The sequence below is a fragment of the Nonomuraea sp. NPDC049607 genome (assembly GCF_040675375.1).
GTDB lineage: Bacteria > Actinomycetota > Actinomycetes > Streptosporangiales > Streptosporangiaceae > Nonomuraea.
Genome location: NZ_JBFAOV010000022.1, coordinates 97,730 through 121,588 on the forward strand (window position 1 = coordinate 97,730; position 23,859 = coordinate 121,588).

Genomic DNA, 23,859 nt, shown 5'->3' on the forward strand with positions numbered 1-23,859 from the left:
ATGCTCTTGGCGTGAACAAAAGCCTCATTGATGCCAAACGGGCTCGTGTCGGAGTCTTCGGTCTCTTCACTCTCAGCGGATTCGTGATGGGTCTGTGGGCGGCCGGGCTGCCCTCGTTGAACGACCGCCTCGGCCTCGGCGCCGCCAGACTGGGCACCGTCCTGCTGTTGATCTCCGGTGGCGCGCTGGTGTCGATGCTGGTGGCCGGGCGGCTGGTGGACAGGTGGTCGAGCCGGCGGGTGTGCTGGGTCGGCGGGCCGCTGTCGGCCGTGCTGCTCCTCGGGCCCGCGCTGGCGCCCTCGTACGGGGCGCTGATGGCGCTGGCGCTGCTGTTCGGGATCGGGCTGGGGGTGGTCGAGGTCGCCATCAACGCCCACTCCGTCGAGGTCGAGCGGGTCTACGGCCGGCCGATCATCTCGGCCTTCCACGGCACGTGGAGCCTGGGCGGGGCGGCCGGGGGCCTGCTGACGTCCCTCGTGCTGCGGATGGCGATCGACCCGCAGGCGCTGCTGGTGACGGCGGCGATCGTGGTGCCGTTCCTGTACCTGCTGGCCTGCCGCCTGCTCCTGCCCGACGCCGCCCGGCAGGCCGGCGAGGAGACGGACGGCGGTGAGAGCGGCGGCACGCTGAAGTGGGCGCTCATCGCGCTGCTCGGGGTCGCGGCCTTCGCCGGGCACCTGAGCGAGGGCGCCGCCATCGACTGGGCCGCGCTGCACGCCCGCTGGGTGCTGAACACCGACCCGGCCGCCGCGCCGCTCGCCTACACGATCTTCTCGGTCGCCATGACGACGATCCGCCTGCTCGGCGACCCGATCAGGGCCCGGCTCGGCTCGGTGCGCACGATCCAGCTCGCCGGCGGCTTCGCCACCCTGGGGTACGTCCTGGTGCTCGGCGCGCCGGTCTTCGGCGGGGCGCTGCGCGTGGTGTGCGCGTGGACCGGCTGGGCGCTGGCGGGCGTGGGGCTGGCCACGGTCGTGCCGGTGCTGTTCAGCGCGGTCGGCGCGGCGGGCGGTCCGGTGGGCCGCGCGCTGGCCATGGTGACGGCCTTCGGCTACAGCGGGCTGCTGCTCGGCCCGGCGGTCCTCGGGTACGTGGCCGAGGCGACGAAGTCGCTGCCCGTGGCGCTGATCATCCCGGCCGTCCTGGCCGCCGTCGTCGCGCTCAGCGGCGCCCCGGCGATCCGCTCGCTCACCGGGCGGACGGCCCCCGCGCCCGTCCCCGCCGAACGTCCCGCGTAACCCCGGCGGGCGCCCACTGCCGCCGACCCTCGCGCGCCCGCCGTCACGGGCCGTCGCGCGCCCGCCGCCAAGGGCCCTTGAGCGCCCGCTGTCACGGGTCCTTGTGCGCCCGCTGTCACGGGTCCTTGTGCGCCCGCTGTCACGGGTCCTTGTGCGCCCGCTTCCCCGAGCCCGGGGGAGTGGGCGCTCTTCTTTTGCCGATATGCCCGCTGACCTGGCGTTATGGGATCGTGACTTGACCCCGAAGTTACGGGCCGGTTTCATGTGCGAAACACGGTAAACGTTTACAGACACTTTCCCGTAAACGTTTACCTTCTTGGAAGGACAGCCTTGGCCGACGGACCCACGATCACCACGATCGCCGAGCGCGCCGGTGTCTCGATCGCCTCCGTCTCGCGGGTCCTCAACGGCCTGCCGACCAGGCAGGAGACCGTGCGCAAGGTGATGGCCGCCGCCGACGAGCTGGGCTACGTGCGCAACGCCGTGGCCAGGTCGCTCAAGTCCCGGCGCACCCACCAGGTGGCCTTCGCCATGGCCGACGTCGGCAACCCCGCCTACCTGGCGATGCTGCGTCAGATCCAGCCGGTGCTCAAGGCGGCCGGCTACCGGCTCGTGCTGCACTCGACCGACGCGGTCGTGGCCGACGAGATCGACGTGCTGCACAGCCTGGGCGAGCGGTACGTGGACGGGCTGATCATGAGCCCGCTCCGGGTCACCGACGCCCACCTGCAGATGCTGGCCGCGGCCAGGGCGCCCGTCGTGATCATCGGCACGGTGCCGGAGGGCACGCCGGTGGACAACGTGCGGGCCGACTCGCGTACCGGCGTCAGGCTCGCCGTCGACCACCTGCACGCGCTCGGCCGCCGGCGCATCGCGCTCGTCAACGGCCCGCCCGACACCTGGCCCGGCGCCTCGCGAGGCGCGGCCTACCGCGAGGCGCTGGAGCAGCTCGGACTGCCCTACGACGACGACCTCGTCCAGATCGGCGACTTCTACCGCGCGCAGGGGGGCCGCGCGGTGGCCGAGCTGCTGGACCGGGCGCCCGACGTCGACGCGCTGATGTGCGCCAACGACCTGATCGCGCTCGGCGCCCTGGACGTGCTGCGCGCGGCCGGCCGCCGGGTGCCCGACGACGTGGCGGTGGTCGGCATGGACGACACCGACCTGGCCGCCGCGTCCTGGCCGTCGCTGTCGAGCGTCTCGCTCGGCTCGGCCGAGCGCGGCAAGGCCGCCGCCGAGCTGCTGCTCGACCGGCTGAACGGCGACGACGCCGCGCCGCGCGTGATCACCGTGCCGCCGCGCCTGGTGGTGCGGGCCTCGACGGCGGGCGAGACCTACGGACATGAGGGAGGCAGGACGTGACCGCGACCGTGACCACGGCGGCACCGCCCCGGCGCCCGCCTTCCCGGCGGCGCCCCAAGTCGCGCAGGAACCGCGAGATGTGGCTGCTCATGCTGCCCGCGCTGGTTCCCGTCGCGCTGTTCAGCATCGGCCCGCTCCTGTACGGCATCGGCCTGGCCTTCACCGACGCCCGCAACACGCGCGTCCACGAGACCAGCTTCGTCGGCCTGGAGAACTTCGGCCGGCTGCTCACCGACGACGACTTCTGGGCCTCGTTCCGGATCGGCGCGATCTGGTCGGTCTCGGTGACCGTGCTGCAGTTCCTGGCCGCGCTCGGCCTGGCCGTGCTGCTCAACCAGAACCTGCGCTTCAGGACCCTGGCCCGGGTGCTCGCGGTGGTGCCGTGGGCGATGCCGCCGGTGGTCATCGGCCTGATGTGGAAGCTCGTCTACCACCCTGACGCGGGCATCCTGAACAGCCTGCTCGGCACGCACGTCAACTGGCTGGCCGACTTCTCGCTCGCGCTGCCCGCGATCATCGTGGTCGGCGTCTGGACCGGCATGCCGCAGACCACCGTCGTGCTGCTCGCGGGCCTCCAGGGCATCCCCAAGGAGCTCTACGAGGCCGGCGAGGTCGACGGCGCCGGCCGCTGGCGGCGGTTCTGGAGCATCACGCTCCCGCAGCTCCGGCCGGTGATCGTGTCGATCACCTCGCTCGACTTCGTGTGGAACATCAACCAGTTCGGCCTGGTCTACGTGCTCACCCAGGGCGGGCCCGGCGGCCAGACCCGGCTGCCCATGCTGTTCGCCTACGAGGAGGCCTTCCGCTACCGGATGGCCGGATACGCCTCGATGCTCGGCCTGGCCATGGCGATCGTCGTGCTCGCGGTGCTCGGCCTGTACCTGTGGCGCCAGATGAGGGAGACCCGATGAGACGCGCCCCGCAGTACGTCGCGCTGGTCGCGTACATCGTCTTCCTGGCCTTCCCGCTGTTCTGGCTGCTGTCCACGGCGCTGAAGACGCCCCAGGAGATGGCCCTCGCCGACCCGACGTGGATCCCGCGCGAGCCGACCCTGTCCAACTTCTCCGACGCCTTCGGCGAGCAGGACCTGATCGGCGCGGCCGGCCGCAGCCTGGTCGTGGCGCTGTTCAGCAGCGTGATCACGGTGCTGATCTCGCTGCCGGCCTCGTACGCCATGGCCCGCTACCGCAGCCTGCTCAACAAGGTCGCGATCGGGTGGGTGCTGGTCAGCCAGGTCTTCCCGTTCATCCTGATCATCATCCCGCTCTTCATGATCCTTCGGGATCTGGAGCTGGTGAACACCCTGCCGGGGCTCGTCGTCGTGCACGTGACGTTCACGCTGCCGTTCGCGCTGTGGATGCTCCAGGGCTACGTGCGGGCCGTGCCGCGCGAGCTGGAGGAGGCCGCGGCCGTCGACGGCGCGACCCGGCTGCGCTCGATCGCCAGCGTGGTGGCGCCGCTGCTCGCGCCCGGCGTGGTGGCCACGCTGCTGTTCTCTTTCATCTCGTCGTGGAACGAGTTCCTGTTCGCGCTCGTGATCCTCCAGGACCCCGACGTGATGACACTCCCGCTCACGCTGGTGCGGTTCACCGGCCCCGAGGGGGTGGCCAGGCTCGGCCCGCTGGCCGCGGCGTCGCTCATGGCGACGATCCCGAGCCTGATCTTCTTCGCAATCATTCAGCGGCGACTGAAGTCCGGCCTGATGGCCGGCGCCGTGAAGGGCTAGTAGGAGGCTCATATGCGAATCAAGTCCGCATTGGCGGCGGCGGCCGTCGTCGCTCTCGCCGCCGCGTGTGGCAGCAGCGGAGGAGGAGGCGGTGGAGAGGCCGCCTCCTCCGGCGAGCCGGTGAAGCTCAACTTCCTCAGCCTGGCCTGGCAGAAGGAGTCCGTCGCGGCCAACAAGCAGCTCGTCGAGGAGTGGAACAAGGCCAACCCGAAGACCCAGGTCACGTACGTGCAGGGCAGCTGGGACAACGTCAACGACCAGCTCGTCACCCAGTTCGCCGGCGGCACCGCGCCCGACGTGATCCACAACGACTCGCCGGCGCTGGCCGGGTTCGCCTCCGACGGCTACCTGCTCGACCTGACGAGCAAGCTGCCCGCCGACCTCAAGGGCGACATCCCGCAGTCGGCCTGGGGCACCGTCACCTTCAACGGCGGCAAGGGCGAGCAGGGCGTCTACGGCGTGCCGTTCCTGCAGGAGTCGCAGGTCATCATCGCCAACAAGAAGCTCCTGGACGCCTCCAAGGTGCGCGTCCCGACCGCGGACAACCCGTGGACCTGGGACGAGTTCTCCGAGGCCGCCAAGAAGATGACCAAGGGCGGCACGTTCGGCGTGGCCTGGCCGATGAAGTCGCCGGTCAACAAGACGCTCAACCTGGCGCTCAACTTCGGCGGCACGTTCTTCCAGACCACCGACGGCAAGACCACCGTCAAGGTCGGGCCGGAGGAGCGCGAGGTGCTGCAGCGCATCCACGACCAGCTCTACAAGGACAAGTCGGCCGACCCGGCCGCGCTCGGCCAGGGCACCGCCGACCCGCTGCCCGCCTTCTACAAGGGCAAGTTCGCGCTGCTGCCGGCCGGCGTCTACCTGCGCCAGCAGGTCGCCGAGCAGGCCCCGGACGACTTCGACTGGGTGACGCTGCCCGCGCCGAAGGGCACCAGCGCCCAGCAGGGCGCGGTCTCGCAGACGCTGTCGATCGCCCAGGACAGCAAGCACCCGGACGAGGCCATGAAGTTCATCTCGTTCTTCCTCAACGGCGCCAACCAGGCCAAGCTCGCCAAGGGCGACTGGCTGCTGCCGACCTCGCAGACGGCCGCCGCCGACCCGGCGATGACCACCCAGGAGAACGGCTGGGACGTCGCCACCGCCTCCGCCAAGAACCTGGTCGTGGCTCCGTTCCTGAAGGTGAACGGCTTCGACGAGTGGAAGAGCAAGGTCGCCACGCCGGTCCTCCAGGAGTACTTCGCCAATAAGATCACCATCGACGACGCGGCCAAGCGGCTCGTCGAGGACGGCAACCAGGTCTTGGAGCGGTACCAGCAGTGACTCATCGCCTGAGGGCCCGGGGGTGTCTGCTCGGCCTCGCGGCCGGCGACGCCCTCGGGGCCCCCGCCGAGAACCTGTCGCCGTCGGAGATCCGGCGGCGGTGGGGCCGGCTCACCGAGATCGAAGGGGGCGGCACCGACGACACTGAGTACGCCATCTTCGCCGCCTCGCTGCTCGTCCGGCACGGGCACGCCCTGACCGCGGCCGACGTCGCGCGGGCGTACCGGCGGGAGATCATCCCGTCGGTGACCGGGCCGATGCGCGGCGCCGGCTTCTCCGAGCTGGGCACCATCGAAGCGCTTCGCCGGGGGCTGGAACCCCCGCTGACCGGACGCGTCCACCAGCACGGCTGGTCCGACGGCCTGGCCATGCGGGCGGCCCCGTACGGGATCTTCTGCCCCGGCGACCCGGCCGAGGCCGCCCGCCTGATCGAGCAGGACGGGCTGGTCAGCGGGTCGGGCGAGGGCATACTCGGCGGCCGCGCGGTCGCCGGGGCCGTGGCCGCCGCGATGGCGGGCGGCACGCCCGCGGAGGCGGTGGCGGCCGCGCTGTCGGTGATCCCCGCCGACTCCTGGACGGCCCGCGCGATCGTCAGGGCGCGCGACGTGCTCGCGTCCGGCGCGGGCGACGACCTCGCCCTGATCGAGGCCCTGCACGAGGCCGTCGTGATCAGGCACTACCCCTGGACCGACCTCGCGCCCGAGGCCGTCGCGCTGGCGCTGGGCGCCGTCCTGGCGGGCGGCGGCGAGGTGGAGGCGACGGTGACGTTCGGGGTGAGCCTGGGCAGGGACGCCGACACGATCGGCGCCATCGCCGGCGCGATCGCCGGCGCCATCCAGGGAGAGCAGGGCGTGCCCGCCCGATGGGCCGCCCAGATCGGCCCGGTGAGCGGGAAATGCCTGCCCGTCGTGGCCGGAAGACACGTGCTGGACGTCGCCGACGAGCTGGCGGAAGGACTGTAGATCATCATGTCGGGGGACAGAATCAGGGGGGCCTTCATCGGGCTCGCCGTGGGCGACGCCGTCGGCTGGCCCGCGGCCAGGCACCGCGCCGCCCTGCACGCGCCCTGGAGCCGGCGCCTGCACCGCGAGCTGGACGCCTTCGCCGAGGAGCACCGGGTCACCACGCTGCCGGTGCCGTTCGCGCTCAACCAGCCGATCGCGCCGCTGGCCGTCGGCCCGTCCGACGACGCCGAATGGCTGGCCTGGACGCTGCTGACGATCGACCGGCCGCGGGCCGCGGCGTTCCGGGAGCTGACCGACGTCCGGGCGCGCATCTCGGTGGCCACCGCGCTGGACAACCTGGCCAGGGGCCTGGAGCCGCCGGCCTCCGGGCACGACAACCCGCACCACTTCGACGACGCCGCCGCCGTACGGGCGGTCGCGTTCGGAGCCCTGGGCAAGGACCCGACCGAGGACGCCCAGGTGACCAACGCGGGCGACGGGCTGCTCGGCGCCCAGGCCATGGCCGCCGCCGTCGCCGCGGCGGTCGCGTCGGGCTCGGTGGGGGAGGCCGTGGAGGCGGCGCTCGCCGTCCTGCCCGAGGACACCGCCATCGGGCACAACGCCCGGGTGGCGCTGGCCGCGGCCAGGAAGGCCGGCGACCCGTTCGGCGCGGTGCCCGCGCTGGACGCCGCGCTGCTCGACCACGTCTACAGCTACGGCGTGGGCGCCGCCCAGACGGTGCCCGTCGCCCTGGCGCTGGCCGAGGCGGCGGGGGGCGACCTCGCCCGCGCCGTCCCGGCCGCCGCCTGCCTGTCCGCGCTCGCCGACTCGGCGCCCGCGCTGACCGGCGCACTGGCGGGGGCCGCCAGTGGGTACGGCGCGATCCCGGAGGGGTGGCTCGCGCCGGCCCGCGCGCTGGCGGGCTGCTGCCTGCCGTCGCTGGCGGGCAAGGATCTGATCGAACTGACGAAGGGAATCGCATGACGCCGCTTGAGGACAGGGCCACTGGCTGCGTGGCGGGGGCGGCGGTCGGAGACGCGCTGGGCGGCGCCACCGAGGGCTGGACTCCCGAACAGATCGTGAACAGGTACGGCGGCCGGGTCGAGGGCATCGTGCCGCCGTACAACGAGGACTGGCGCAACGCCCGGCCGATCGCGCCGTACCACAAGGGCGACGGGCACATCACCGACGACACCCTGATGACGCACGCCCTGATCCGCGTGTACGAGAAGGTCGGCGGGCACCTGGGGGCGTACGCCATGGCCGACCACCTCGTGCCGGAGCTGATGGGCGAGCGGCGGTGGATCCCCGAGCTGGAGGCCGAGGCGCTGCCGCTGCACCGGATCTTCCTGGCCGAGAAGTGGATCGTGGCCCGCCTGCACTACGGGCACGTCGACCCGCGCGAGGCCGGCGTCGGCAACATCGTCAACTGCGGCGCGGCCATGTACGTCGCGCCCGTCGGCATCGTCAACGCCGCCGACCCCGACGCCGCCTACGCCGAGGCCGTCGACCTGGCCGGGGCCCACCAGTCCAGCTACGGACGCGAGGCCGCCGGCGTGATGGCCGCCGCCGTCGCCGAGGCCATGCGGCCGGGCGCCACGGTCGACTCCGTGGTCGCCGCCTGCCTGCGCCTGGCCAAGGACGGCACCCGCGCCGCCATCGAGGCGGTCTGCGAGGCCGCCGCCGGGGTCGGCCACTGGGAGGGCTCGTTCGAGACGCTGCGCGCGGCCGTACGGCCCTTCGACACGGTCGCCGACACCTACCGCGACCAGGGCCTCGGCGCGCGCCGGCCGAGCCGGGTGCACAGCATCGAGGAGCTGCCGCTGGCGCTGGGCTTCCTGGTCGCGGCCAAGGGCGACTTCCGCGACACCGTGCTCGGCGGCGTGAACTACGGCCGCGACGCCGACTCGATCGCCTCCATGGGCGGAGCGATCGCGGGCGCCCTCGGGGGGCTGTCCGCGGTGCCCGCGCAGTGGGTGGAGCAGATCGGGGCGGCCAGCCGTACCGACCTGGTGGCGCCCGGCCTGGCCATCGCCGAGGTGGCGCGCCGGGTGCACGCCGACGACCTGGCGCGGCGGCGCGCCCACGAGACCGCCTTCGCCGAGCTGGACGCGCGATGATCAGGCTCACCTGGGTGCAGCCGGAGGACCTGGTGGGCCACGAGCTGCGCCAGGCCGCCGAGGACGGCAGGGGCGACCTGCCGCAGGTGCGCGAGCTGGCCGGACGCTGGCACGCGGCGGGCGGCCACGACGCCCCGCCGCGCGCCGGCGCCTCCGAGGCCGCCGCCGCCCGGCTGCGTCCCCTGGCCGAGAGCCTGCTGGACGAGCTGGCCGCGATCCCGTCGCCGCTGGCCGAGCCGTCCGAGCTGGACGCCATCGTCGCCGCCTGCCCCGGCTGGCCCTCGTCCGGGACGGCCGCGAAGGCCGACCCGGCGCGGCTGCTGGGCGCCTGGCAGGGACGGGCGGCCGGATGCGTGCTGGGCAAGCCGGTGGAGAAGATCCCGCGCGAGGGCATCAGGCAGATCGCCGAGGCCACCGGCAACTGGCCCGTGACCGGCTGGTTCACCGCCGAGGGCCTGCCGGAGGAGATCGCGCGCAGGTGGCCGTGGAACCGGCGCAGCGCGGTCAACTCCCTGGCCGAGAACATCGACGGCATCCCCGAGGACGACGACCTCAACTACCCGCTGCTGGCGCTGTCCGTCCTGGAGCGCCACGGCCGCGGCTTCACCACCGAGGACGTCGCCAAGCTGTGGCTGGACGAGCTTCCGGCCGGCCGGACGTTCACCGCCGAGCGGGTCGCCTACCGCAACCTGCTCGACGGCTTCGAGCCCCCGGAGACGGCCACCCGGCGCAACCCGTTCCGCGAGTGGATCGGCGCCTTCATCAGGACCGACGTCTACGGCTGGGCCAACCCCGGCGACCCCGCCGCGGCCGCCGAGCTGGCCTGGCGCGACGCCCGGCTCACCCACACGGCCAACGGGATCTACGGCGCGATGTTCGTCGCGGCCATGTGCGCCGCCTCGCTGGTCGCCGGCTCGCCCCGGGAGGTCGTCGAGGCGGGCCTGTCGGTGGTGCCGCGGAACTCCCGCCTGCACGAGGCGGTCAGCCTGGCCGCCGCCGACGCCGCCCGCGAGCCGGACTTCGAGCGTGTCATCGACCTGCTGCACCAGCGGCATGGCACGCTGCACTGGGTGCACACGATCAACAACGCCGCCCTGGTCGCCGCCACCCTGATCCACGGGCGGGGCGACTTCACCGCCACGATCGCGGGCGCGGTCGCCGGTGGCTGGGACACCGACTCGGCCGGGGCCACGGCGGGGTCCGTCGCGGGCGCGCTGAACGGCGGCGTGCCGGACCGCTGGCTCATGCGCGACAGCCTGTCCAGCAGCCTGACCGGCTTCGACGGGGTGGGGCTCGGCGAACTGGCGCGACGTACTCAGGAGATGATGGCGTCATGATCTCGGTTTTCGGCAGCGCGAACATGGACCTCGTCGCGTACGTATCTGAAGCCCCCAAGCGGGGTGAGACGGTCACCGGTCACTCGTTCCGGACCGTGCCCGGCGGCAAGGGCGCCAACCAGGCCATCGCCGCGGCCCGCGCCGGTGCGCAGGTGTCCTTCCTCGGCGCGGTCGGCGACGACGGCTTCGGCGCCGAGATGCGCTCCACCCTGGCCGAGGCCGGCGTGGACGTCCACGGCCTGCGCGAGGTGCACGGCCCCAGCGGCATCGCGCACATCGTGGTCGACGACGCCGGCGGCAACTCGATCATCGTCGTGCCGGGCGCGAACGGCACCGTGACCGGGCCGTCCGGCGGCGACCTGGCCACGATCGCCGGGTCGCGGGCCCTGCTGCTCCAGCTCGAACTGCCCATGGAGGCCGTCATGGCCGCCGCGGAGGCGGCCCGCGTGTCCGGCGTGCCCGCCGTCCTGACCCCGGCGCCCGCCCAGCCGCTGCCCGACGAGCTGCTCGACGCGGTCACCATGATCGTCCCGAACGAGCACGAGGCCGCCGACATCACCGGGCAGGCCGACCCCGAGGCCGCCCTCGACGCGCTCCTCGAACGCGTCGAGGAGGCCGTCATCACGCTGGGCTCGCAGGGCGCGCTCTACGGCTCCCGCTCGGGCGAGCGGCTGCGGGTGCCCGCGATCAGGGTGAAGGCTGTCGACACGACGGCCGCCGGTGACACGTTCGTGGGCGCGCTGTCGGTGGCGCGGGCCGAGGGGCTGGCGCCGGCCGAGGCGCTGCGGTTCGCCTCGGTGGCGGCGGCGCTGTCGGTGCAGCGGGCGGGCGCCAGCACGTCGATGCCGGTCAGGGCCGAGATCGAGGACGCCCTGCGGAAGCTGTCCTAGCCCGTCCCTTGACGTCCGGCCGGGCGTCAAGGGACGCCGTCACGGGCAGGTGGGGGCCATGAGCGAGCAGCCCGACGACCTGCCCGAGGCGGTGGGCCACGCGAGGCGGAAGCCCGACGACCTGCCCGAGGCGGTGGGAGGCGTGGAAGGGGAGACCGACGTGGTCGCCGAACGATCCTTCTCGGGGTCGCCCAGGACCCGCCGCCCCGTGTCCGCCGACCCGCCGGACGAGCAGGAGGAGCCCACCCCGGAAGAGCCGCCCGAGGAGGACGACGAAGGCGAGGACGTCATTCGCACCGACGCCGGCCCCACCTCCTGACCGCACCCGCCGCACCCGCCGCACGGTCTGCCCCCCGGTCCGTCGCCGCGACGGGCCCGGCCCGCCGGTCGGCGGTCACCGGCCGCCCGGGGTCGTGTGCAGGCGGGCGAGGGTCTGTTCCAGCTCGGCCGCCAGCAGGTCGCTCGCCGCCGTCGCGTCCCCGTCGCGGACCGCCGCCACGAGCGCGGCGTGCGTGCCGTGCCCCGGGTTGCGGTCGTGCTCGCGCAGCCCCAGCAGCTCCACCATGTCGATCAGGCCCTCCCGCAACGCCGGGGCGAACTCGGCGAACAGGTCCGTGAGCACCGGGTTGCCCGCCGCCGCCACGACCGCCGCGTGCAGCGCGATGTCGGCGTCCACGAAGGCCGCGTCGTCCCCGCCGGCCGCCTGCTCGCGGGCTTGGAGCGCCGCCTCCATCGCCGCCACGTCCTCGTCGGTACGCCGCGCCGCCGCCAGCCTGGCCGCCTGCGTCTCGACCATCATGCGGACCTCGTACACGTCGGTGATCGCGGCCCGCCGCAGCCGGGCGGGCCAGTCCTGGACCGGCTCCGAGGCGATGACGAACACGCCCGAGCCCTGACGCGCCCGTACCAGCCCGGCGCCGGCCAGCGCCCGCAGTGCCTCGCGGACCGTGGACCGGCCTACCCCGAGTGTCTGGGCCAGCGCGTTCTCGCCGGGCAGGCGGGTGCCGACCGGCCAGTGGCCTCCGGTGATCTGCTCGCGCAGATGCTCGACGGCCTGGTCGACCAGGGGGCTGCGGCGGAGGGCGCCGAGCGGCATGTGTACCTCTCAGGTTGTCTGAGGACCTGTGTTGTGGTTAGTGTAGCCGCCATGTCGTCGTACGGTCTCCTTCTTCTCGGCCGCCGCGGCGGGGCCTGACCGGACCGGCACCCCGCCGCGGCGTGCGAGGTGCTGCCGGTCGTCCGATCGCCGAGAAGGAACGAAGACGTGTACGAATGGAACCGGCAGCGCCCCAGCGCGATGCCCTCCCACCGCTACCGGCCCGCCCACGAACGGGTCGAGGTGCCCGTGGCCGGCGAGCGCGCCTGGCCCTCGCGCCGCATCACCAGCGCCCCCCTCTGGGTCCCCGTCGACCTGCGTGACGGCAACCAGGCGCTGGCCGAGCCGATGGACCCGGCACGCAAGCGCCGCCTGTTCGACCTCCAGGCGCGGATGGGCTTCAAGGAGATCGAGGTCGGCTACCCGTCGGCCAGCAGGCTCGACTTCGACTTCCTCAGGGAACTGGCCGAGCCCGGCGCGGTGCCCGAGGACGTGACCGTGGTGGCCTTCACCGCCGCCCGTCAGGACCTGATCGAGCGCACCTTCGAGTCGATCCGCGGCCTGCCCGACGTGGTCGTGCACCTCTACACCGCGACGGCGCCCGTCTGGCGGGACGTGGTGCTCGGCCGCGACCGGGACGACCTGCGCAAGCTCGTCCTGGACGCGGCCGGCCAGGTCGCCCGCCTGGCCGAGGGGCTGCCGGTGCGCTTCGAGTTCTCGCCCGAGGTGTTCAACCTCACCGAGCCCGACTTCGTGCTGGAGGTCTGCAACGACCTGACCGCCCTCTGGGACGCCTCCCCGGACCGCCCGGTGATCCACAACCTGCCCGCGACCGTCGAGATCTCCACCCCCAACGTGTACGCCGACCAGATCGAGTACATGCACCGCCATCTCGACCGCCGCGACTCGGTGATCCTGTCGGTGCACCCGCACAACGACCGCGGCACCGGCGTGGCCTGCGCCGAGCTGGCCGTGCTCGCCGGGGCGCAGCGGGTGGAGGGCTGCCTGTTCGGCAACGGGGAGCGCACCGGCAACGTCGACCTGGTGACCCTCGCGCTCAACCTGCACTCCCAGGGCGTCGACCCGATGATCGACTTCTCGGCCGTCGACGAGGTCCGGCGCGTCGTCGAGCACTGCAACCGCCTGCCCGTCCACGACCGCCACCCCTACGCCGGCGACCTGGTCTACACCGCCTTCTCCGGCACCCACCAGGACGCCATCGGCAAGGGCCTGGCCCACCACGCCGCGCGGGCCGCCGAGCTGGGCGTGCCGCCGGAGCTGGCACCGTGGGAGGTGCCGTACCTGCCCATCGACCCGGCCGACGTGGGGCGCGACTACCAGGCCGTCATCCGGGTCAACAGCCAGTCGGGCAAGGGCGGCATCGCGTACCTGCTGGGCGCCCGCCACGGGCTCGACCTGCCGCGCCGTCTCCAGATCGACTTCTCGGCGGCGGTGCAGCGGGCCACGGACGACAGCGGCGAGGAGATCACCGCCGACGAGCTGTGGTCGCTCTTCCACGCCACCTACATCGCCCCCGGCGAGCGCGGCGGGTTCGCCTCCTGGCGCACGGCCGAGACCGCGCCGGGGACGCACGAGTTCGAGGGCGTGCTCGAATCCGGACGGGTGCTGCGCGGCACCGGCAACGGGCCGCTGTCCGCGCTGACCGCCGCGCTGGCCGGGGACGGCGTCGAGGTCGACGTCCTGCACTACGCCGAGCACGCCGTGGACCCGGGGACGGGCAGCAGCGCGGTCGCGTACGTGGAGGCCCGGGTCGGCGGCGTGATCGGCTGGGGCGCCGGTCAGGACACCTCGGTGCTCACCGCCTCGGTACGGGCGGTGCTGGCCGCCGTCGACCGGCTCAGTCCGTCAGGTATCTGACGCATTCGTCCCGGTAGTGCAGGGTCCTCGACCGCAGCCGCTTCGGGTCGGCCAGGACGGCCCTGGAGACCGACGGGACGACGGAGCCGCGTACCGGGGCGAACAGGCGGGCCACGTCGGCGGGGGAGGCGCCCTGCGCGCCGAGCCCCGGAGCCAGGATCGGCCCGTCGAGGCCGGCCAGGGAGTGGTCGAGCGCGGGCAGCGTGGCCCCCATCACCACTCCCACCGGCCCGAACGGCTCGTGGCCCGCGTTCGCGGCGGCGGCCCCGGCGATCACCAGGTCGGCCACCCGCTGCTGCAATCCGGCCGCCGCCGGGTTGGAGGTGCGGGCCAGCACGAAGACCCCGGCGTCGTTGGCCACCGCCGAGGTGATCGCCACCTCCAGCGAGCCGAACCCCAGGTAGGGGCTGAGCGTCACCGCGTCGGCGGCCAGCGGGCTGCCCCGGTCGAGGTAGGCCTCGGCGTAGGCGGCCATCGTGGTGTCGACGTCGCCGCGCTTGACGTCGAGCAGCACCAGCGTGCCGGCCTCGCGCAGGTCGGCGATGGTGCGTTCCAGGACGGCCACGCCGCGGCTGCCCCAGCGCTCGTAGAAGGCCGACTGCGGCTTGACCACGGCGGCCACGTCGCTGATCGTGTCGGCCACCGTGCGGCTGAAGCGCTCAAGGCCGCCCGGTGAGTCGTCGAGGCCCCAGGCGTCGAGCAACGCCGGGCTCGGATCGATGCCCACACAGAGCGGGCCGAATTTGTCCAGCCTGGCACGCAGGCGTGTGCCGAACGACTCGTTCATCTAGGCCCCCTTGCGACCCCAACGCACACTAACCCGCCGCGGCTCGAATCCGGTAAGCATCGGCCCCGGATGATATGGCTCGGGTCGCGGGTCTTCCGGAAGCGGGCGCCGGGGTAGATGATGCGACATGTACGAGATCGCCCAACGAGTACTGGTGCTGGAGACCGTGCCGCCGCGCGAGGTGGTCGTCACCGTCGGCGTGCCGTACGAGGAGGCGGGGGAGTGGTCGTGCCCGTACCGGATCGACGGGCTGGCCGGATGGGAGCACGAGCGAAGGGCGACCGGCCGCGACGCGCTGGAGGCGGTCGAGGTGGCGCTGGCCATGGTACGGGCGGCGCTGGCCGGCTCGCACGAGGCCAAGGAGGGCCTGCTGCGCCCGGACGACACCCCGCCGGACCGGCAACGCACCCAGACCGTGTACGTCAACTGGGACAAAGATCGAGACATCGCCTATATCGCGATGAAGCATGAAATAGTGCCAGGTGAGGCGGTACGACAGACCGTGTCGGAGGACGTCGTCCTCGACTATGGCGCCTCGGGCGAACTGCTCGGCCTGGAGCTCCTCAACGCCGCCACCCGCCTCCCCTCCGAGATGCGCCTCTGAAGGGCGTGCCTGCAACGCCTGAAGGGCCTGCGTTCCGGGAGGCCGCGACGCCGCTCCGAAGGGGCTCAGCCGGTCAGCAGCCAGCGCCAGCGGGGCAGTTCCAGCACCACGGTGACCACCGCCAGCACCGTGACCACCGCGGCCACCGCCGCGTGCCAGGCCACCCACGCCGCCGCCACCGCCGCCACGAGCTGGAGGGCCACCAGCGCCACCGTCACGAACCCCGGCACGGCGACCACCACGCCGCGCTTGTCGCCGGGCGTGGCGAACACCGTCGGCAGCCCGATCAGCACCACCACCGACAACACGGCCGCCCACACCGACCAGGAGGCCAGCGCCCACGGCATCGCCACCCAGGCGACCAGCTCGGACGCGAACCGGAACACGGGCGCGAGCCCGTCGGCCGGCCGCGGCCCAGATCGGGCGAAACGCCCCGAAGGAGTAGACACGAGGGCACCCTACTCCGCGGGCCCCCGAACCCCAGGCCCTACCGTAGGTGACGTGACCCCCGCCACCCGGCCCCGCATCGTGGCCACCGACCTGGACGGCACCCTGCTGACCTCCGCCGGGATCATCTCCCCGCGCACCGAACAGGCCCTGGGCCTGGCCCGCGACGCCGGAGCGGAGATCGTCTTCGTCACCGCCCGGCCGCCGCGCTCCGTCCACGCCATCGCCGGGCAGGCGGGCCTGACCGGCCTGGCGATCTGCAGCAACGGCGCCCTCCTGTACGACCTGGCCACCGCCGAGATCGTCGCCAGCCGCACGATCGAGCCGCGGGCCGCCAGGAAGGTCGCCGACAGCCTGGCCGCGGCGCTGCCCGGGGCGGCCTTCGCGATCGAGACCGGCACGGGCGTGCTCACCGAGTCCGGCTACACCAGGCGGGTCGCGCACGACGTCGAGCACTACCGGGAGGTGGCCTCGGCGTGCGAGGCCGGCGAGCCGATCGTCAAGCTGCTGGTGCTCTCGCCCGCGCACACCGCCGACGAGATGTCCGCCGTCGCCGCGGCGGCGGTCGGGGAGCTGGCCGAGGTCACCCACTCCGGCGTGCCGGGCCTCCTGGAGGTCAGCGCCCTGGGCGTGACCAAGGCGGGCATGCTGGCGGAGCTGTGCGAGGAGCGCGGGGTCGAGCCCGCGCAGGTGGTGGCGTTCGGCGACATGCCCAACGACCTGGCCGTGCTGGCCTTCGCCGGGGCCGGTTACGCGATGGCCAACGCGCACCCGCTGGTGCTGGCCGCGGCCGGGCACCGTACGTCCTCCAACGACGAGGACGGCGTGGCCGAGGTCCTCGAACGCCTCTTCGGCTGACCCGGCCGGGCCCGGCGCCCGCCCGCCCCCGCGGGCGGGCGCCGGAGGTCTCAGGCGTCGTCGTCCGACACCCGGGACGTGTCCTTGCACCCGGTGGGCGCGCCGCTCAGCACCGGCAGCAGCCCGCCGCAGGTGCTCACCGGAAGCGACACCGGCTCGACGATCTCGTCGTTGAAGACGATCACGTCGCCGATGAGCGGCCGCGGCCCCTGGGCGGGCGCCGCGCCCGGCGAGGCCGAGGCGTACGCGGGCGCCACGGACGCCAGCAGCCCCGCGCCGGTCAGCAGCGCGACCGCTAGGCTGCGGCGACCCGCTCCTGCGCGACACCGCCGGGCTGCTGTTCCCGGTGCGCCTGCTGGACGTGCCGCCCGCCTGCCATGATTCGATCCATCACGGCCAGTGCGAGCGCCGAGACCACGAAGGTGAGATGGATCAGTGTTTTCCATACGAGTTCCCTGTCGGTGATGGCCGGCCGGGCGGCGTTGATGAAGATCTGCAGGAGGTGCACCCCCGAGATCCCGATGATCGCCATGGCCAGCTTGACTTTGAGGACGTTTGCGTTGACGTGGGACAACCACTCGGGCTGATCGGGGTGTCCGTCGATGCGCAGCCGCGAGACGAAGGTCTCGTAGCCGCCGATGATGACCATGATCAGCAGGTTCGAGACCATCACGACGTCGACGAGCCCCAGGACGATCAGCATGATCGTGGTCTCCGGAGGATTGCCGCCGAAGCCGAGTTCGACCAGGTGGGCGAGTTCGACCATGAACCGCCACACGTACACGACCTGGGCGACGATCAGCCCGAGGTAGAGCGGCGCCTGTATCCACCGGCTGAGGAACATGACGTAGCCCACGTGGTGCAGCATGCTCCGCGGCCGGGGAGCGGACTCGGACTCGGCCACGGTCAACTGTGGCGGCCTCACTACGACGTGAAGATGTTGACCCGGTCGACGATGGCCTGGACATTGATGTTCCCCGGTTCGTTTCGGCCCCCTGACCCGAGGACGATTGGGGGAACGGCGGCCGCCGCCGCCAGAGCGAGGACCGCTGCGCTGGTCAGGATTCGGAACTTCAATGGGGACTCCTCGACTGCTGCTGGTCGGGCACGGGGATGGCGCTGTCGGACGGGGGAAGGGCCGGGATCGGCGGTGCGGCATGGCGCGCCGCACCGCCTTGCGCGGTGGCCCGTGATGGCCGGTCAGGGATGCAGGCAGCCCGCCGCGGGGATCTCCGTCGGGGCCTGGGGGGCCATCGGGTCCACCAGCGTGGTCAGGCCGGTGGCGGACTCGGCGGCGCAGGTCACCGCGTGGGCGGGGTCGACGACGGCGTGAGCGGGCGCCACGGACAGACCGGCGGACAGGCCGGCGGTCAGGACGGCCGCGGCAAGGGCGGCGCGGCGTGGGACGACAGGCATGAGTACCTCCTGGGGACGGTGGAATCAACCACCGACTTGCTACCCAGAGTAATCATCCAGTAACGCTGAGTTAAAGATTCCTCATGAAGTGGAGGATTGGCAGCCCGTCGACCGGTCCTGGGCGTCCATGACCTCGTCGGCGTGGTCGTGCGCCCAGACGCCGAACGCCTCGATCGGGCCCAGCAGGGTGCGGCCCAGGTCGGTCAGCGCGTACTCGACGCGGGGCGGGGCCTCGGCGTAGGACCGCCGGTCGACCAGGCCGTTGAACTCCAGGCGGCGCAACGTCTCGGTGAGCACCTTGGGGCTGATCCCGCCGATCTCCGCGCGCAGTTCCCCGGGGCGGCGCGGGCCGTGGCGCAGCGACCAGACGACGACCGCGTTCCAGGTGTTGGCGATCAGGTCGAAGGCCAGTCTGGCCTGGCAGTCGGCGAGGAACACGTGAGCCCTCCGATAGGCACCGATTGGTGTGTGACGACATTTCTACAGTCCTTGTCCTAGTAAAGCCCTTTCAGCTCACGGAGGACGACCATGAAGATCGGGATCTTGGGCGCCGGCGGCATGGCCGACGCGCTCGGCACGCAGTGGATCAGGGCCGGGCACGAGGTGACCGTCAGCGGACGCGACCCGGAACGGGCCCGCGCCCTCGCGGAGAGCATAAACGCCCAGGCCGGACGCCCGGCGGCACGGGCGGGGAGCTGGGCGGAGGCGGCCGCGTCCGGCGACGTGGTCATGGTGGGCGTCCGGGAGGCGGGGCTGGCCGACGTGCTGGCCGCCGCCGGTCCGGCCCTGCGCGGCAAGCCGCTCATCGACGTGACCAACGCCGCCGCCCCCGACAGGTACGACGCCACCCGTCCGCTCGCCCGCCGGATCGCCGATCTCACGGGCGGGCACGTGGTGAAGGCGTTCAACCTGTGCCACGTGGACGTGTGGCGGATGACACCGCCCGTGTTCGGCGGACGCCCGCTGGCGGTGCCCCTGTGCGGCGACGACCCCGAGGCGCTCGACCTGGTCCGGGGCCTGGTCCGCGACCTCGGCTGCACCCCGCTGGACGGCGGCGGCCTCGACCGGGCGGCGCAGCTGGAGGCGACGGCCGCGTTCGTGATCGGGCTCTGGTTCGGCGGCGCGGACGCCCAGGCGATCCTGCCCCCACTGGCCTCCTCGGGGGCGCACGACCCGTCGTGAGCGTACGCCGCAGGGCGTAGCCGGGATGACGACGGAGGGCGGATGCCCGGCGACGGCGGCGGCGCGATCCTGGGGGCGTCCACCCGAGGTCGAAGGAGAGTCCAGTGGTCACCCAGGTCGTCAAGGGGAGCGGGTACCTGACCGCGTTCAAGGCCCTCGCCACGCTCAGCATGCTGGCGGTGCTGCTGCAGGCCGTCACGGCGGGGCAGCTCATGAGCGGGGCCGGCACGGGCCTGCACGGGGCGGGGGCGGGCGCGGTCCACCTGCTCGGGCTGCTCCAGCTCGTCGCGGCCGTGCTGATGTGGCGGCCGGGGCGCGGCGCCGGGTGGCCCGCGCTGGTCAGCCTGGGGGTGCTGCTCCTCGGCTTCCTGCAGTCGATGCTCGGCGGGTCGGGGGCGGTGGCCGCGCACGTGCCGCTGGGCATGACGATCTTCGGGCTCAGCGTGTGGCTCGTCGTCTGGGCCTGGCGGCGGTGACCGTCCCGGCGGGACCGGCCGAGGGGGGCGGTCAGGTCCCGCCGGGGTGGCGGGCCAGGTGGTCGGCCTGGCGCACGGGCTCGGGCAGGCGGTAGCGGGGGGTGAGCAGCAGGGTCTGGGACGTGGCGGTGTCCAGGCCGATGCGGTGTCCCTGGGAGACGTAGACCGGTTTCGTGTCCCGCCGCGTGCGCAGCGCCCGGCCCACCGTGACGCCCTCGTGGACGATCGGCGTCCAGTCGCCGCGCTCCCGGCCCGGCGGCTCGTGCTCGCCCACGAACGGCGTCTTGGCCACCCCGATCGCGGGCAGGCCGGTCAGCACGCCCAGGTGGCAGGCCAGGCCGAAGCCGCGCGGGTGCGCCAGGCCGTGGCCGTCGCAGACCAGCAGGTCGGGGGTGACGGCCAGGCGTTCGAGCGCCTCGACCAGGGTGGGCAGCTCGCGGAAGGCGAACAGGCCGGGCACGTACGGGAAGGCCGCCTTGCCGTGGGCCACCGCCCGCTCGACCGGTTCCAGGGTCGCCGCGTCCAGGACGACCGCCGCCGCCGTCACGTCGTCGTCGCCGTGGTAGTGCACGTCGAGGCCGGCCACCAGGGTGAACTCCGTGGGCCCGGAGAGCTCGACGCGTCCGCGCAGCCGGTCCTGGACGGCCTCGGCCTCGGCGACGTCGTCCGGCCAGGGATGAAGTCTGTTTACCCGCACCCCGCCCAAGTTAGGGCCTTTCGCGCCCGGCCTCGACCGCAAGGCGCCGGACCGGGCCGTCCCCGTGCCGGGACCGCCGAGCCGCCACCGCCCGGCCCGGGCCGCCGTGGCAGGGGCCGGGCGGTGGCGGTGGGTCAGTAGGCCTTGATGTCGTAGGAAGCCGCCACGGCCGTGGCATACCCCCAGGCGCAGTGCGCTTCCGACTGCGTGCCGACCCACTGCCACGAGCCGTAGGACTTGACGGTGTAGGAACCGTTGGAGCAGGTCGCGATGGCCCGCACGTAACCCGCACCGCCGGTGCAGTTCGCCCAGGAGTAGGCGGCGTTGTAACCGATCCCGGCGCGGCAGTTGGACGGGAGGGGCTCGGCACTGGCGGCGGAGGGGGTGAGCGAGACGGCGGTGGCCGCGGCGACCAGGGCGGCGGCAAACTTGATCTTCATGGCCAGACGCTAACTCACGGCGGCGGCCTTGACGCCCCTCTGGACCAGGGATGATCGTCCGGATCTCGTCATATGATCAGCGGCCGGGCTCCGTAGGCGCCCGCGTCGCCGGCGGCCCATGAGAGCGGGCGCAGCGGGGAACTCCTTCGGGGGACTCCCCGTTCGCACGGTGAGGACAAGGAGGCGCGCCATGAACGAGGAGGCACGAACAGGGCGCTCTCCTGGCCCGTGGAAGGCTGTCGTCACCGGCTTGGGGCTGGTCCTGGCGACGATAAGCGCAGCGGTGGGCATTCTGTCCTTTCTGGGCGACGAGGCGGAGCGGGCGGAGGCCCGGCGGGACCGAGCCAGGACGTCGCCGGCGGTTCAGCAGCCAGAGCCTGCCCCGACCGTCAGCCCCACGTCCGGCCCCACGTCCGGCCCCGCGTCCGGCCCCGCGTCCGGCTCCGCGTCGCAGGCGCCCACCCCGGCACCGACGCCGCCCGTCCACGAGACCCTGCCGCGCTCCTTCCTCGGCGTGTGGTCGGGGACCCTCACCCAAGGCGGCAGCTCGTACGAAGTGCGGCTTCGACTGCGGAACGGAGAGGCGGGCGAGCCGGTGGGAACCGTCGCGTACGAGCCCTTGCACTGCGCCGGCGAGCTCACACTCCGGACCGCTTCTCCCGAAGGCCTGGAACTGGCCGAGACGCTCACCAGCGGCACAGGGTGCACGCCGGAAGGCAACATCGCCCTCGAACGCCACGCGAACGGCACCCTGACCTACAACTACTTCCACACACGAGGCGCGGTCACCACCACGGGGACGTTGAAGAAGACGGGAAACTGACCCCCGCCAGGCCGGCGCCACCGGCCCGCAGTCCTGCCGTGGCGCTCAGGCCCGGTCGGCGGGCGTCCGGCCGCTGACGATCTTGGCGAAGCGCAGCGCCACCTCGCGCCAGACCGGCGTGGAGACCGGCTCGTCGGCCACCGCCCCGGCGTAGACCTCCGCGGGGTCGAAGCCGTCGGGCGTCCACTCGCGTACCCGCGCGGGCAGCACCTCGGGATGGAACTGCACCCCCCACGCCCGCTCGCCGACCCGGAACGCCTGGTACGGGCAGGCACGCGTCTCCGCCAGCCACACCGCCCCGGCGGGCAGCCGGGTGACGGCGTCCTTGTGGTGCTCGATCGCGGGCACCACCGGCGGCAGCCCCTGGAACAGCGGGTCGTCGGCCGCCTCGGGCCGGAGCGTGACCGGCAGGCTGCCGTTCTCCGGCGCGCCGGTGTCGCCGGTCACCTCGCCGCCGGCCACCTCGGCGAGCATCTGGCCGCCCAGGCAGATGCCGAACAGCGGCACGCCCTCCTCCAGCGCCTGGCCCACCAGCCGGCGGGCGCCGGCCAGCCACGGGGCCCGGTCGTCCTCGGAGGGCAGGTAGCCGCCGCCGAGCATGATCATGGCGTCGTGCCGGTCCAGCCGGTCGGGCAGCGGCGCGCCCTCGTGCGCGAGCACCACGTCGAGCCGCAGCCCGGCCTCCTCCAGCCAGCCGCCGAGCCGGCTCGGACCGCCGCTCCTGCTGTTCTGCACGATCAGGACGTCACCCATCGCGGGTCTCCACTCTCCGATGTCCGGGGTTCAGGGCAGGTTCGCCGCTCGGGCGGTGTGCCGGAGCAGCAACGCGGTGGTCACCGGGCCGACGCCGCCGGGCACCGGGGTCAGCGCGCCCGCCACCTCCGAGACCGCCGCGAAGTCGACGTCGCCGGTGAGCCCGCCGTCGTCGGTGGGGTTGGTGCCCACGTCGATCACCACCGCGCCCGGCGCGACGTGCGCGGCGCCGATGAGCCCGGCGCGGCCGACGGCGGCCACGAGCACCTCGGCCCCGGCGGTGACCGAGGCCAGGTCACGGGTGCGCGAATGGCAGACGGTGACCGTGGCGTGCCGGTCGAGCAGCAGGTGGGCCAGCGGTTTGCCGACCACCGTCGAGCGGCCGACGACCACCGCCCGCCGCCCTTCGAGCAGCACCTCGTAGTGGTCGAGCAGGGCCATGACGGCCGCCGCGGTGGCGGGCGGGAACGCGGGCAGCCCGGCGGCCAGGCGGCCGAGCGAGAGCGGGTTCGCGCCGTCGACGTCCTTGCGCGGGTCGATGGCGGCGGCCAGCGCCTGCGCCGAGGCCCCTGCGGGCAGCGGCGTCTGGAGCATGACCCCGTGGACGGCGCCGTCGGCGCTGAGCCCGGCCAGCGTCTGGTGAATCCTGTCGGGGTCCGCGTCGGCGCCGAGGTCGACGATGTCGCAGGCGACGCCGACGCCCGCGGCCGCCTTGGCGATCGAGCGCACGTACCACAGGCTGGCCTCGTCGGCCGTGGCGACCACGACGGCCAGCCTGGGCTGCGGTCCGGCGGACGCCTCGGCCTGCGTCTGGGCCTTGATCGCGGTGGCCAGGTCGCGGCCGGTCAGCGTCCTCATCGGGTGATCTCCTCGCGTACCTCGGCGGTGATCCGGTCGGCCCCGGCGACGGCCGCCTCGACCCCCGCCAGGCGGGCGGTCAGCTCCTCGCGGACCGGCTCGTCCTTGATGCCGCGCAGGTTGACCTCGACGTTGATCCGGGCGGTGGTGAGCGCGGCGCGGGCGGCGTCGGCGGCTGCGGCGACGTCGGTGACGACGTTGCGGTTGCCGATCGGCAGCAGCAGCTCGCAGAGCTCGACCAGCCGCGTGGCGGTCTCCACCACCCGGGCCGGGGGCTCGGCCGCGCCGGCCAGGGCGCGGGCGATGGAGACGCTGCGCTCCTCGCCCTTGGGCAGCCGGTAGGCGTCGGAGACCATGGTGAAGGCGGCCGCGTCCTCCTCGGCCAGCCGCAGTGCCCCGGCCCGCAGGGCGTCGGTCTCGCCGATCACCGCGGCGACGGTCTCGGCGTGCTCGGCGTACCGCTCGCCGGTGGTGTAGCGGGCCACCATGCCGAGCAGCGCGGCGGACTGCGCCGCGTGCAACGCGGCGGTGGCCCCGCCGCCGGGGGCGGGCACCTTGTCGGCCAGCTCGGCCAGGAAGTCGACGATCTTCGAGTCGCGCATGG

The 23,859-nt window shown here is 73.5% G+C and carries 29 protein-coding genes; 17 read left to right on the forward strand and 12 right to left on the reverse strand.

Annotated features, from left to right (window positions below; genetic code table 11):
* Window positions 1–11: 11 nt before the first annotated feature.
* The 11 genes from AB0J97_RS34135 to AB0J97_RS34185 all read left to right on the forward strand — a co-directional run bounded on the left by AB0J97_RS34135 (window position 12) and on the right by AB0J97_RS34185 (window position 11,259).
* Window positions 12–1,238, forward strand: a complete 1,227-nt coding sequence (locus AB0J97_RS34135; protein ID WP_364096410.1) for an MFS transporter — start codon at window positions 12–14, stop codon at window positions 1,236–1,238.
* Window positions 1,239–1,568: 330 nt separating this feature from the next.
* The gene (locus tag AB0J97_RS34140) at window positions 1,569–2,600 is read left to right on the forward strand and encodes a LacI family DNA-binding transcriptional regulator (RefSeq protein ID WP_357706639.1); all 1,032 of its coding nucleotides are present in this window, start codon (window positions 1,569–1,571) and stop codon (window positions 2,598–2,600) included.
* Entirely contained in the window at window positions 2,597–3,511 is a 915-nt protein-coding gene (locus AB0J97_RS34145) for a sugar ABC transporter permease (RefSeq protein WP_357706638.1), read from the forward strand. The genes AB0J97_RS34140 and AB0J97_RS34145 overlap by 4 nt, the downstream gene beginning before the upstream one ends.
* Window positions 3,508–4,326 carry a carbohydrate ABC transporter permease gene (locus tag AB0J97_RS34150; protein WP_357706637.1) on the forward strand — a complete coding sequence of 273 codons (819 nt, stop codon included), beginning with the start codon at window positions 3,508–3,510 and terminating at the stop codon, window positions 4,324–4,326. The genes AB0J97_RS34145 and AB0J97_RS34150 overlap by 4 nt, the downstream gene beginning before the upstream one ends.
* A gap of 12 nt (window positions 4,327–4,338) precedes the next feature.
* Window positions 4,339–5,649: a sugar ABC transporter substrate-binding protein gene (locus AB0J97_RS34155; RefSeq protein ID WP_364096416.1), complete on the forward strand. Its 1,311-nt coding sequence runs from the start codon at window positions 4,339–4,341 to the stop codon at window positions 5,647–5,649.
* The gene (locus tag AB0J97_RS34160) at window positions 5,646–6,611 is read left to right on the forward strand and encodes an ADP-ribosylglycohydrolase family protein (protein ID WP_364096419.1); all 966 of its coding nucleotides are present in this window, start codon (window positions 5,646–5,648) and stop codon (window positions 6,609–6,611) included. Before AB0J97_RS34155 ends, AB0J97_RS34160 begins: the two co-directional genes overlap by 4 nt.
* Before the next feature lie 6 nt (window positions 6,612–6,617).
* Complete coding sequence (locus AB0J97_RS34165) at window positions 6,618–7,577, forward strand: ADP-ribosylglycohydrolase family protein (RefSeq protein WP_357706632.1); 960 nt, start codon at window positions 6,618–6,620, stop codon at window positions 7,575–7,577.
* Entirely contained in the window at window positions 7,574–8,713 is a 1,140-nt protein-coding gene (locus AB0J97_RS34170) for an ADP-ribosylglycohydrolase family protein (RefSeq protein ID WP_364096423.1), read from the forward strand. The genes AB0J97_RS34165 and AB0J97_RS34170 overlap by 4 nt, the downstream gene beginning before the upstream one ends.
* The gene (locus AB0J97_RS34175; RefSeq protein ID WP_364096426.1) at window positions 8,710–10,050 is read left to right on the forward strand and encodes an ADP-ribosylglycohydrolase family protein; all 1,341 of its coding nucleotides are present in this window, start codon (window positions 8,710–8,712) and stop codon (window positions 10,048–10,050) included. The genes AB0J97_RS34170 and AB0J97_RS34175 overlap by 4 nt, the downstream gene beginning before the upstream one ends.
* The gene (gene rbsK / locus AB0J97_RS34180; RefSeq protein WP_364096429.1) at window positions 10,047–10,940 is read left to right on the forward strand and encodes a ribokinase; all 894 of its coding nucleotides are present in this window, start codon (window positions 10,047–10,049) and stop codon (window positions 10,938–10,940) included. Before AB0J97_RS34175 ends, rbsK begins: the two co-directional genes overlap by 4 nt.
* Window positions 10,941–10,998: 58 nt before the next feature.
* A complete protein-coding gene (locus tag AB0J97_RS34185; protein ID WP_364096432.1) occupies window positions 10,999–11,259 on the forward strand; it encodes a hypothetical protein in 261 nt (86 codons plus the stop codon).
* Between the two features lie 75 nt (window positions 11,260–11,334).
* On the opposite strand, the gene AB0J97_RS34190 is transcribed toward AB0J97_RS34185, so the two are convergent.
* Window positions 11,335–12,036 carry an FCD domain-containing protein gene (locus AB0J97_RS34190; protein ID WP_357706624.1) on the reverse strand — a complete coding sequence of 234 codons (702 nt, stop codon included), beginning with the start codon at window positions 12,034–12,036 and terminating at the stop codon, window positions 11,335–11,337.
* Between the two features lie 201 nt (window positions 12,037–12,237).
* Between AB0J97_RS34190 and AB0J97_RS34195 the strand changes: the two genes are divergently transcribed.
* Window positions 12,238–13,914, forward strand: a complete 1,677-nt coding sequence (locus tag AB0J97_RS34195; RefSeq protein ID WP_364096583.1) for a 2-isopropylmalate synthase — start codon at window positions 12,238–12,240, stop codon at window positions 13,912–13,914.
* On the opposite strand, the gene pyrF is transcribed toward AB0J97_RS34195, so the two are convergent.
* Complete coding sequence (gene pyrF / locus AB0J97_RS34200; protein ID WP_364096436.1) at window positions 13,895–14,701, reverse strand: orotidine-5'-phosphate decarboxylase; 807 nt, start codon at window positions 14,699–14,701, stop codon at window positions 13,895–13,897. The genes AB0J97_RS34195 and pyrF overlap by 20 nt on opposite strands.
* A gap of 127 nt (window positions 14,702–14,828) precedes the next feature.
* Here pyrF and AB0J97_RS34205 point away from each other — a divergent pair, with 127 nt between their 5' ends.
* Window positions 14,829–15,305 carry a DUF2283 domain-containing protein gene (locus AB0J97_RS34205; RefSeq protein WP_364096439.1) on the forward strand — a complete coding sequence of 159 codons (477 nt, stop codon included), beginning with the start codon at window positions 14,829–14,831 and terminating at the stop codon, window positions 15,303–15,305.
* Between the two features lie 65 nt (window positions 15,306–15,370).
* On the opposite strand, the gene AB0J97_RS34210 is transcribed toward AB0J97_RS34205, so the two are convergent.
* On the reverse strand, window positions 15,371–15,754 hold the full coding sequence (locus AB0J97_RS34210; RefSeq protein WP_364096442.1) for a hypothetical protein: 384 nt from the start codon (window positions 15,752–15,754) through the stop codon (window positions 15,371–15,373).
* A gap of 52 nt (window positions 15,755–15,806) precedes the next feature.
* Between AB0J97_RS34210 and AB0J97_RS34215 the strand changes: the two genes are divergently transcribed.
* A complete protein-coding gene (locus AB0J97_RS34215) occupies window positions 15,807–16,610 on the forward strand; it encodes a Cof-type HAD-IIB family hydrolase (RefSeq protein WP_364096445.1) in 804 nt (267 codons plus the stop codon).
* Window positions 16,611–16,660: 50 nt separating this feature from the next.
* Here the strand turns inward: AB0J97_RS34215 and AB0J97_RS34220 are convergent, their stop codons facing one another.
* The 4 genes from AB0J97_RS34220 to AB0J97_RS34235 all read right to left on the reverse strand — a co-directional run bounded on the left by AB0J97_RS34220 (window position 16,661) and on the right by AB0J97_RS34235 (window position 18,464).
* Window positions 16,661–16,867, reverse strand: a complete 207-nt coding sequence (locus tag AB0J97_RS34220; RefSeq protein ID WP_357703072.1) for a hypothetical protein — start codon at window positions 16,865–16,867, stop codon at window positions 16,661–16,663.
* A 38-nt stretch (window positions 16,868–16,905) separates the two neighbouring features.
* Complete coding sequence (locus AB0J97_RS34225; RefSeq protein WP_364096449.1) at window positions 16,906–17,478, reverse strand: TIGR00645 family protein; 573 nt, start codon at window positions 17,476–17,478, stop codon at window positions 16,906–16,908.
* A gap of 332 nt (window positions 17,479–17,810) precedes the next feature.
* On the reverse strand, window positions 17,811–18,026 hold the full coding sequence (locus tag AB0J97_RS34230; RefSeq protein ID WP_364096452.1) for a hypothetical protein: 216 nt from the start codon (window positions 18,024–18,026) through the stop codon (window positions 17,811–17,813).
* 81 nt (window positions 18,027–18,107) lie between these two features.
* Window positions 18,108–18,464: a helix-turn-helix domain-containing protein gene (locus tag AB0J97_RS34235; protein ID WP_364096455.1), complete on the reverse strand. Its 357-nt coding sequence runs from the start codon at window positions 18,462–18,464 to the stop codon at window positions 18,108–18,110.
* 90 nt (window positions 18,465–18,554) lie between these two features.
* On the opposite strand from AB0J97_RS34235, the gene AB0J97_RS34240 reads away from it, so the two are divergent.
* Window positions 18,555–19,208, forward strand: coding sequence for an NAD(P)-binding domain-containing protein (locus tag AB0J97_RS34240; protein WP_364096458.1), 654 nt, complete (start codon window positions 18,555–18,557; stop codon window positions 19,206–19,208).
* A gap of 104 nt (window positions 19,209–19,312) precedes the next feature.
* Entirely contained in the window at window positions 19,313–19,684 is a 372-nt protein-coding gene (locus AB0J97_RS34245) for a hypothetical protein (RefSeq protein ID WP_364096461.1), read from the forward strand.
* A 31-nt stretch (window positions 19,685–19,715) separates the two neighbouring features.
* Here the strand turns inward: AB0J97_RS34245 and AB0J97_RS34250 are convergent, their stop codons facing one another.
* The gene (locus AB0J97_RS34250; protein ID WP_364096464.1) at window positions 19,716–20,381 is read right to left on the reverse strand and encodes an endonuclease V; all 666 of its coding nucleotides are present in this window, start codon (window positions 20,379–20,381) and stop codon (window positions 19,716–19,718) included.
* A gap of 134 nt (window positions 20,382–20,515) precedes the next feature.
* Window positions 20,516–20,821, reverse strand: a complete 306-nt coding sequence (locus AB0J97_RS34255) for a hypothetical protein (protein ID WP_364096467.1) — start codon at window positions 20,819–20,821, stop codon at window positions 20,516–20,518.
* Window positions 20,822–21,011: 190 nt separating this feature from the next.
* Between AB0J97_RS34255 and AB0J97_RS34260 the strand changes: the two genes are divergently transcribed.
* Window positions 21,012–21,644 (forward strand): hypothetical protein, encoded by a 633-nt coding sequence (locus tag AB0J97_RS34260; RefSeq protein WP_364096470.1) that lies wholly within the window; start codon window positions 21,012–21,014, stop codon window positions 21,642–21,644.
* Between the two features lie 45 nt (window positions 21,645–21,689).
* Here the strand turns inward: AB0J97_RS34260 and AB0J97_RS34265 are convergent, their stop codons facing one another.
* The 3 genes from AB0J97_RS34265 to AB0J97_RS34275 are packed head-to-tail and all read right to left on the reverse strand — an operon-like array spanning window position 21,690 to window position 23,857.
* Window positions 21,690–22,397, reverse strand: coding sequence for a type 1 glutamine amidotransferase (locus AB0J97_RS34265; protein ID WP_357703092.1), 708 nt, complete (start codon window positions 22,395–22,397; stop codon window positions 21,690–21,692).
* A 30-nt stretch (window positions 22,398–22,427) separates the two neighbouring features.
* The gene (locus AB0J97_RS34270; protein ID WP_364096473.1) at window positions 22,428–23,255 is read right to left on the reverse strand and encodes a bifunctional 5,10-methylenetetrahydrofolate dehydrogenase/5,10-methenyltetrahydrofolate cyclohydrolase; all 828 of its coding nucleotides are present in this window, start codon (window positions 23,253–23,255) and stop codon (window positions 22,428–22,430) included.
* On the reverse strand, window positions 23,252–23,857 hold the full coding sequence (locus AB0J97_RS34275; RefSeq protein WP_357703096.1) for a cyclodeaminase/cyclohydrolase family protein: 606 nt from the start codon (window positions 23,855–23,857) through the stop codon (window positions 23,252–23,254). The genes AB0J97_RS34270 and AB0J97_RS34275 overlap by 4 nt, the downstream gene beginning before the upstream one ends.
* Between the last annotated feature and the right edge of the window lie 2 nt (window positions 23,858–23,859).

What these genes read in the sequence shown, in the direction of transcription:
- AB0J97_RS34150 (WP_357706637.1), top strand. Translation starts at nt 3,508, where the DNA reads ATGAGACGCGCCCCGCAGTACGTCGCGCTGGTCGCGTACATCGTCTTC.
- AB0J97_RS34155 (WP_364096416.1), top strand. Translation starts at nt 4,339, where the DNA reads ATGCGAATCAAGTCCGCATTGGCGGCGGCGGCCGTCGTCGCTCTCGCC.
- AB0J97_RS34165 (WP_357706632.1), top strand. Translation starts at nt 6,618, where the DNA reads ATGTCGGGGGACAGAATCAGGGGGGCCTTCATCGGGCTCGCCGTGGGC.
- AB0J97_RS34170 (WP_364096423.1), top strand. Translation starts at nt 7,574, where the DNA reads ATGACGCCGCTTGAGGACAGGGCCACTGGCTGCGTGGCGGGGGCGGCG.
- AB0J97_RS34175 (WP_364096426.1), top strand. Translation starts at nt 8,710, where the DNA reads ATGATCAGGCTCACCTGGGTGCAGCCGGAGGACCTGGTGGGCCACGAG.
- rbsK (WP_364096429.1), top strand. Translation starts at nt 10,047, where the DNA reads ATGATCTCGGTTTTCGGCAGCGCGAACATGGACCTCGTCGCGTACGTA.
- AB0J97_RS34185 (WP_364096432.1), top strand. Translation starts at nt 10,999, where the DNA reads ATGAGCGAGCAGCCCGACGACCTGCCCGAGGCGGTGGGCCACGCGAGG.
- AB0J97_RS34190 (WP_357706624.1), bottom strand. Translation starts at nt 12,036, where the DNA reads ATGCCGCTCGGCGCCCTCCGCCGCAGCCCCCTGGTCGACCAGGCCGTC.
- AB0J97_RS34195 (WP_364096583.1), top strand. Translation starts at nt 12,238, where the DNA reads ATGCCCTCCCACCGCTACCGGCCCGCCCACGAACGGGTCGAGGTGCCC.
- pyrF (WP_364096436.1), bottom strand. Translation starts at nt 14,701, where the DNA reads ATGAACGAGTCGTTCGGCACACGCCTGCGTGCCAGGCTGGACAAATTC.
- AB0J97_RS34205 (WP_364096439.1), top strand. Translation starts at nt 14,829, where the DNA reads ATGTACGAGATCGCCCAACGAGTACTGGTGCTGGAGACCGTGCCGCCG.
- AB0J97_RS34225 (WP_364096449.1), bottom strand. Translation starts at nt 17,478, where the DNA reads ATGCTGCACCACGTGGGCTACGTCATGTTCCTCAGCCGGTGGATACAG.
- AB0J97_RS34230 (WP_364096452.1), bottom strand. Translation starts at nt 18,026, where the DNA reads ATGCCTGTCGTCCCACGCCGCGCCGCCCTTGCCGCGGCCGTCCTGACC.
- AB0J97_RS34240 (WP_364096458.1), top strand. Translation starts at nt 18,555, where the DNA reads ATGAAGATCGGGATCTTGGGCGCCGGCGGCATGGCCGACGCGCTCGGC.
- AB0J97_RS34255 (WP_364096467.1), bottom strand. Translation starts at nt 20,821, where the DNA reads ATGAAGATCAAGTTTGCCGCCGCCCTGGTCGCCGCGGCCACCGCCGTC.
- AB0J97_RS34260 (WP_364096470.1), top strand. Translation starts at nt 21,012, where the DNA reads ATGAACGAGGAGGCACGAACAGGGCGCTCTCCTGGCCCGTGGAAGGCT.
- AB0J97_RS34265 (WP_357703092.1), bottom strand. Translation starts at nt 22,397, where the DNA reads ATGGGTGACGTCCTGATCGTGCAGAACAGCAGGAGCGGCGGTCCGAGC.
- AB0J97_RS34270 (WP_364096473.1), bottom strand. Translation starts at nt 23,255, where the DNA reads ATGAGGACGCTGACCGGCCGCGACCTGGCCACCGCGATCAAGGCCCAG.
- AB0J97_RS34275 (WP_357703096.1), bottom strand. Translation starts at nt 23,857, where the DNA reads ATGCGCGACTCGAAGATCGTCGACTTCCTGGCCGAGCTGGCCGACAAG.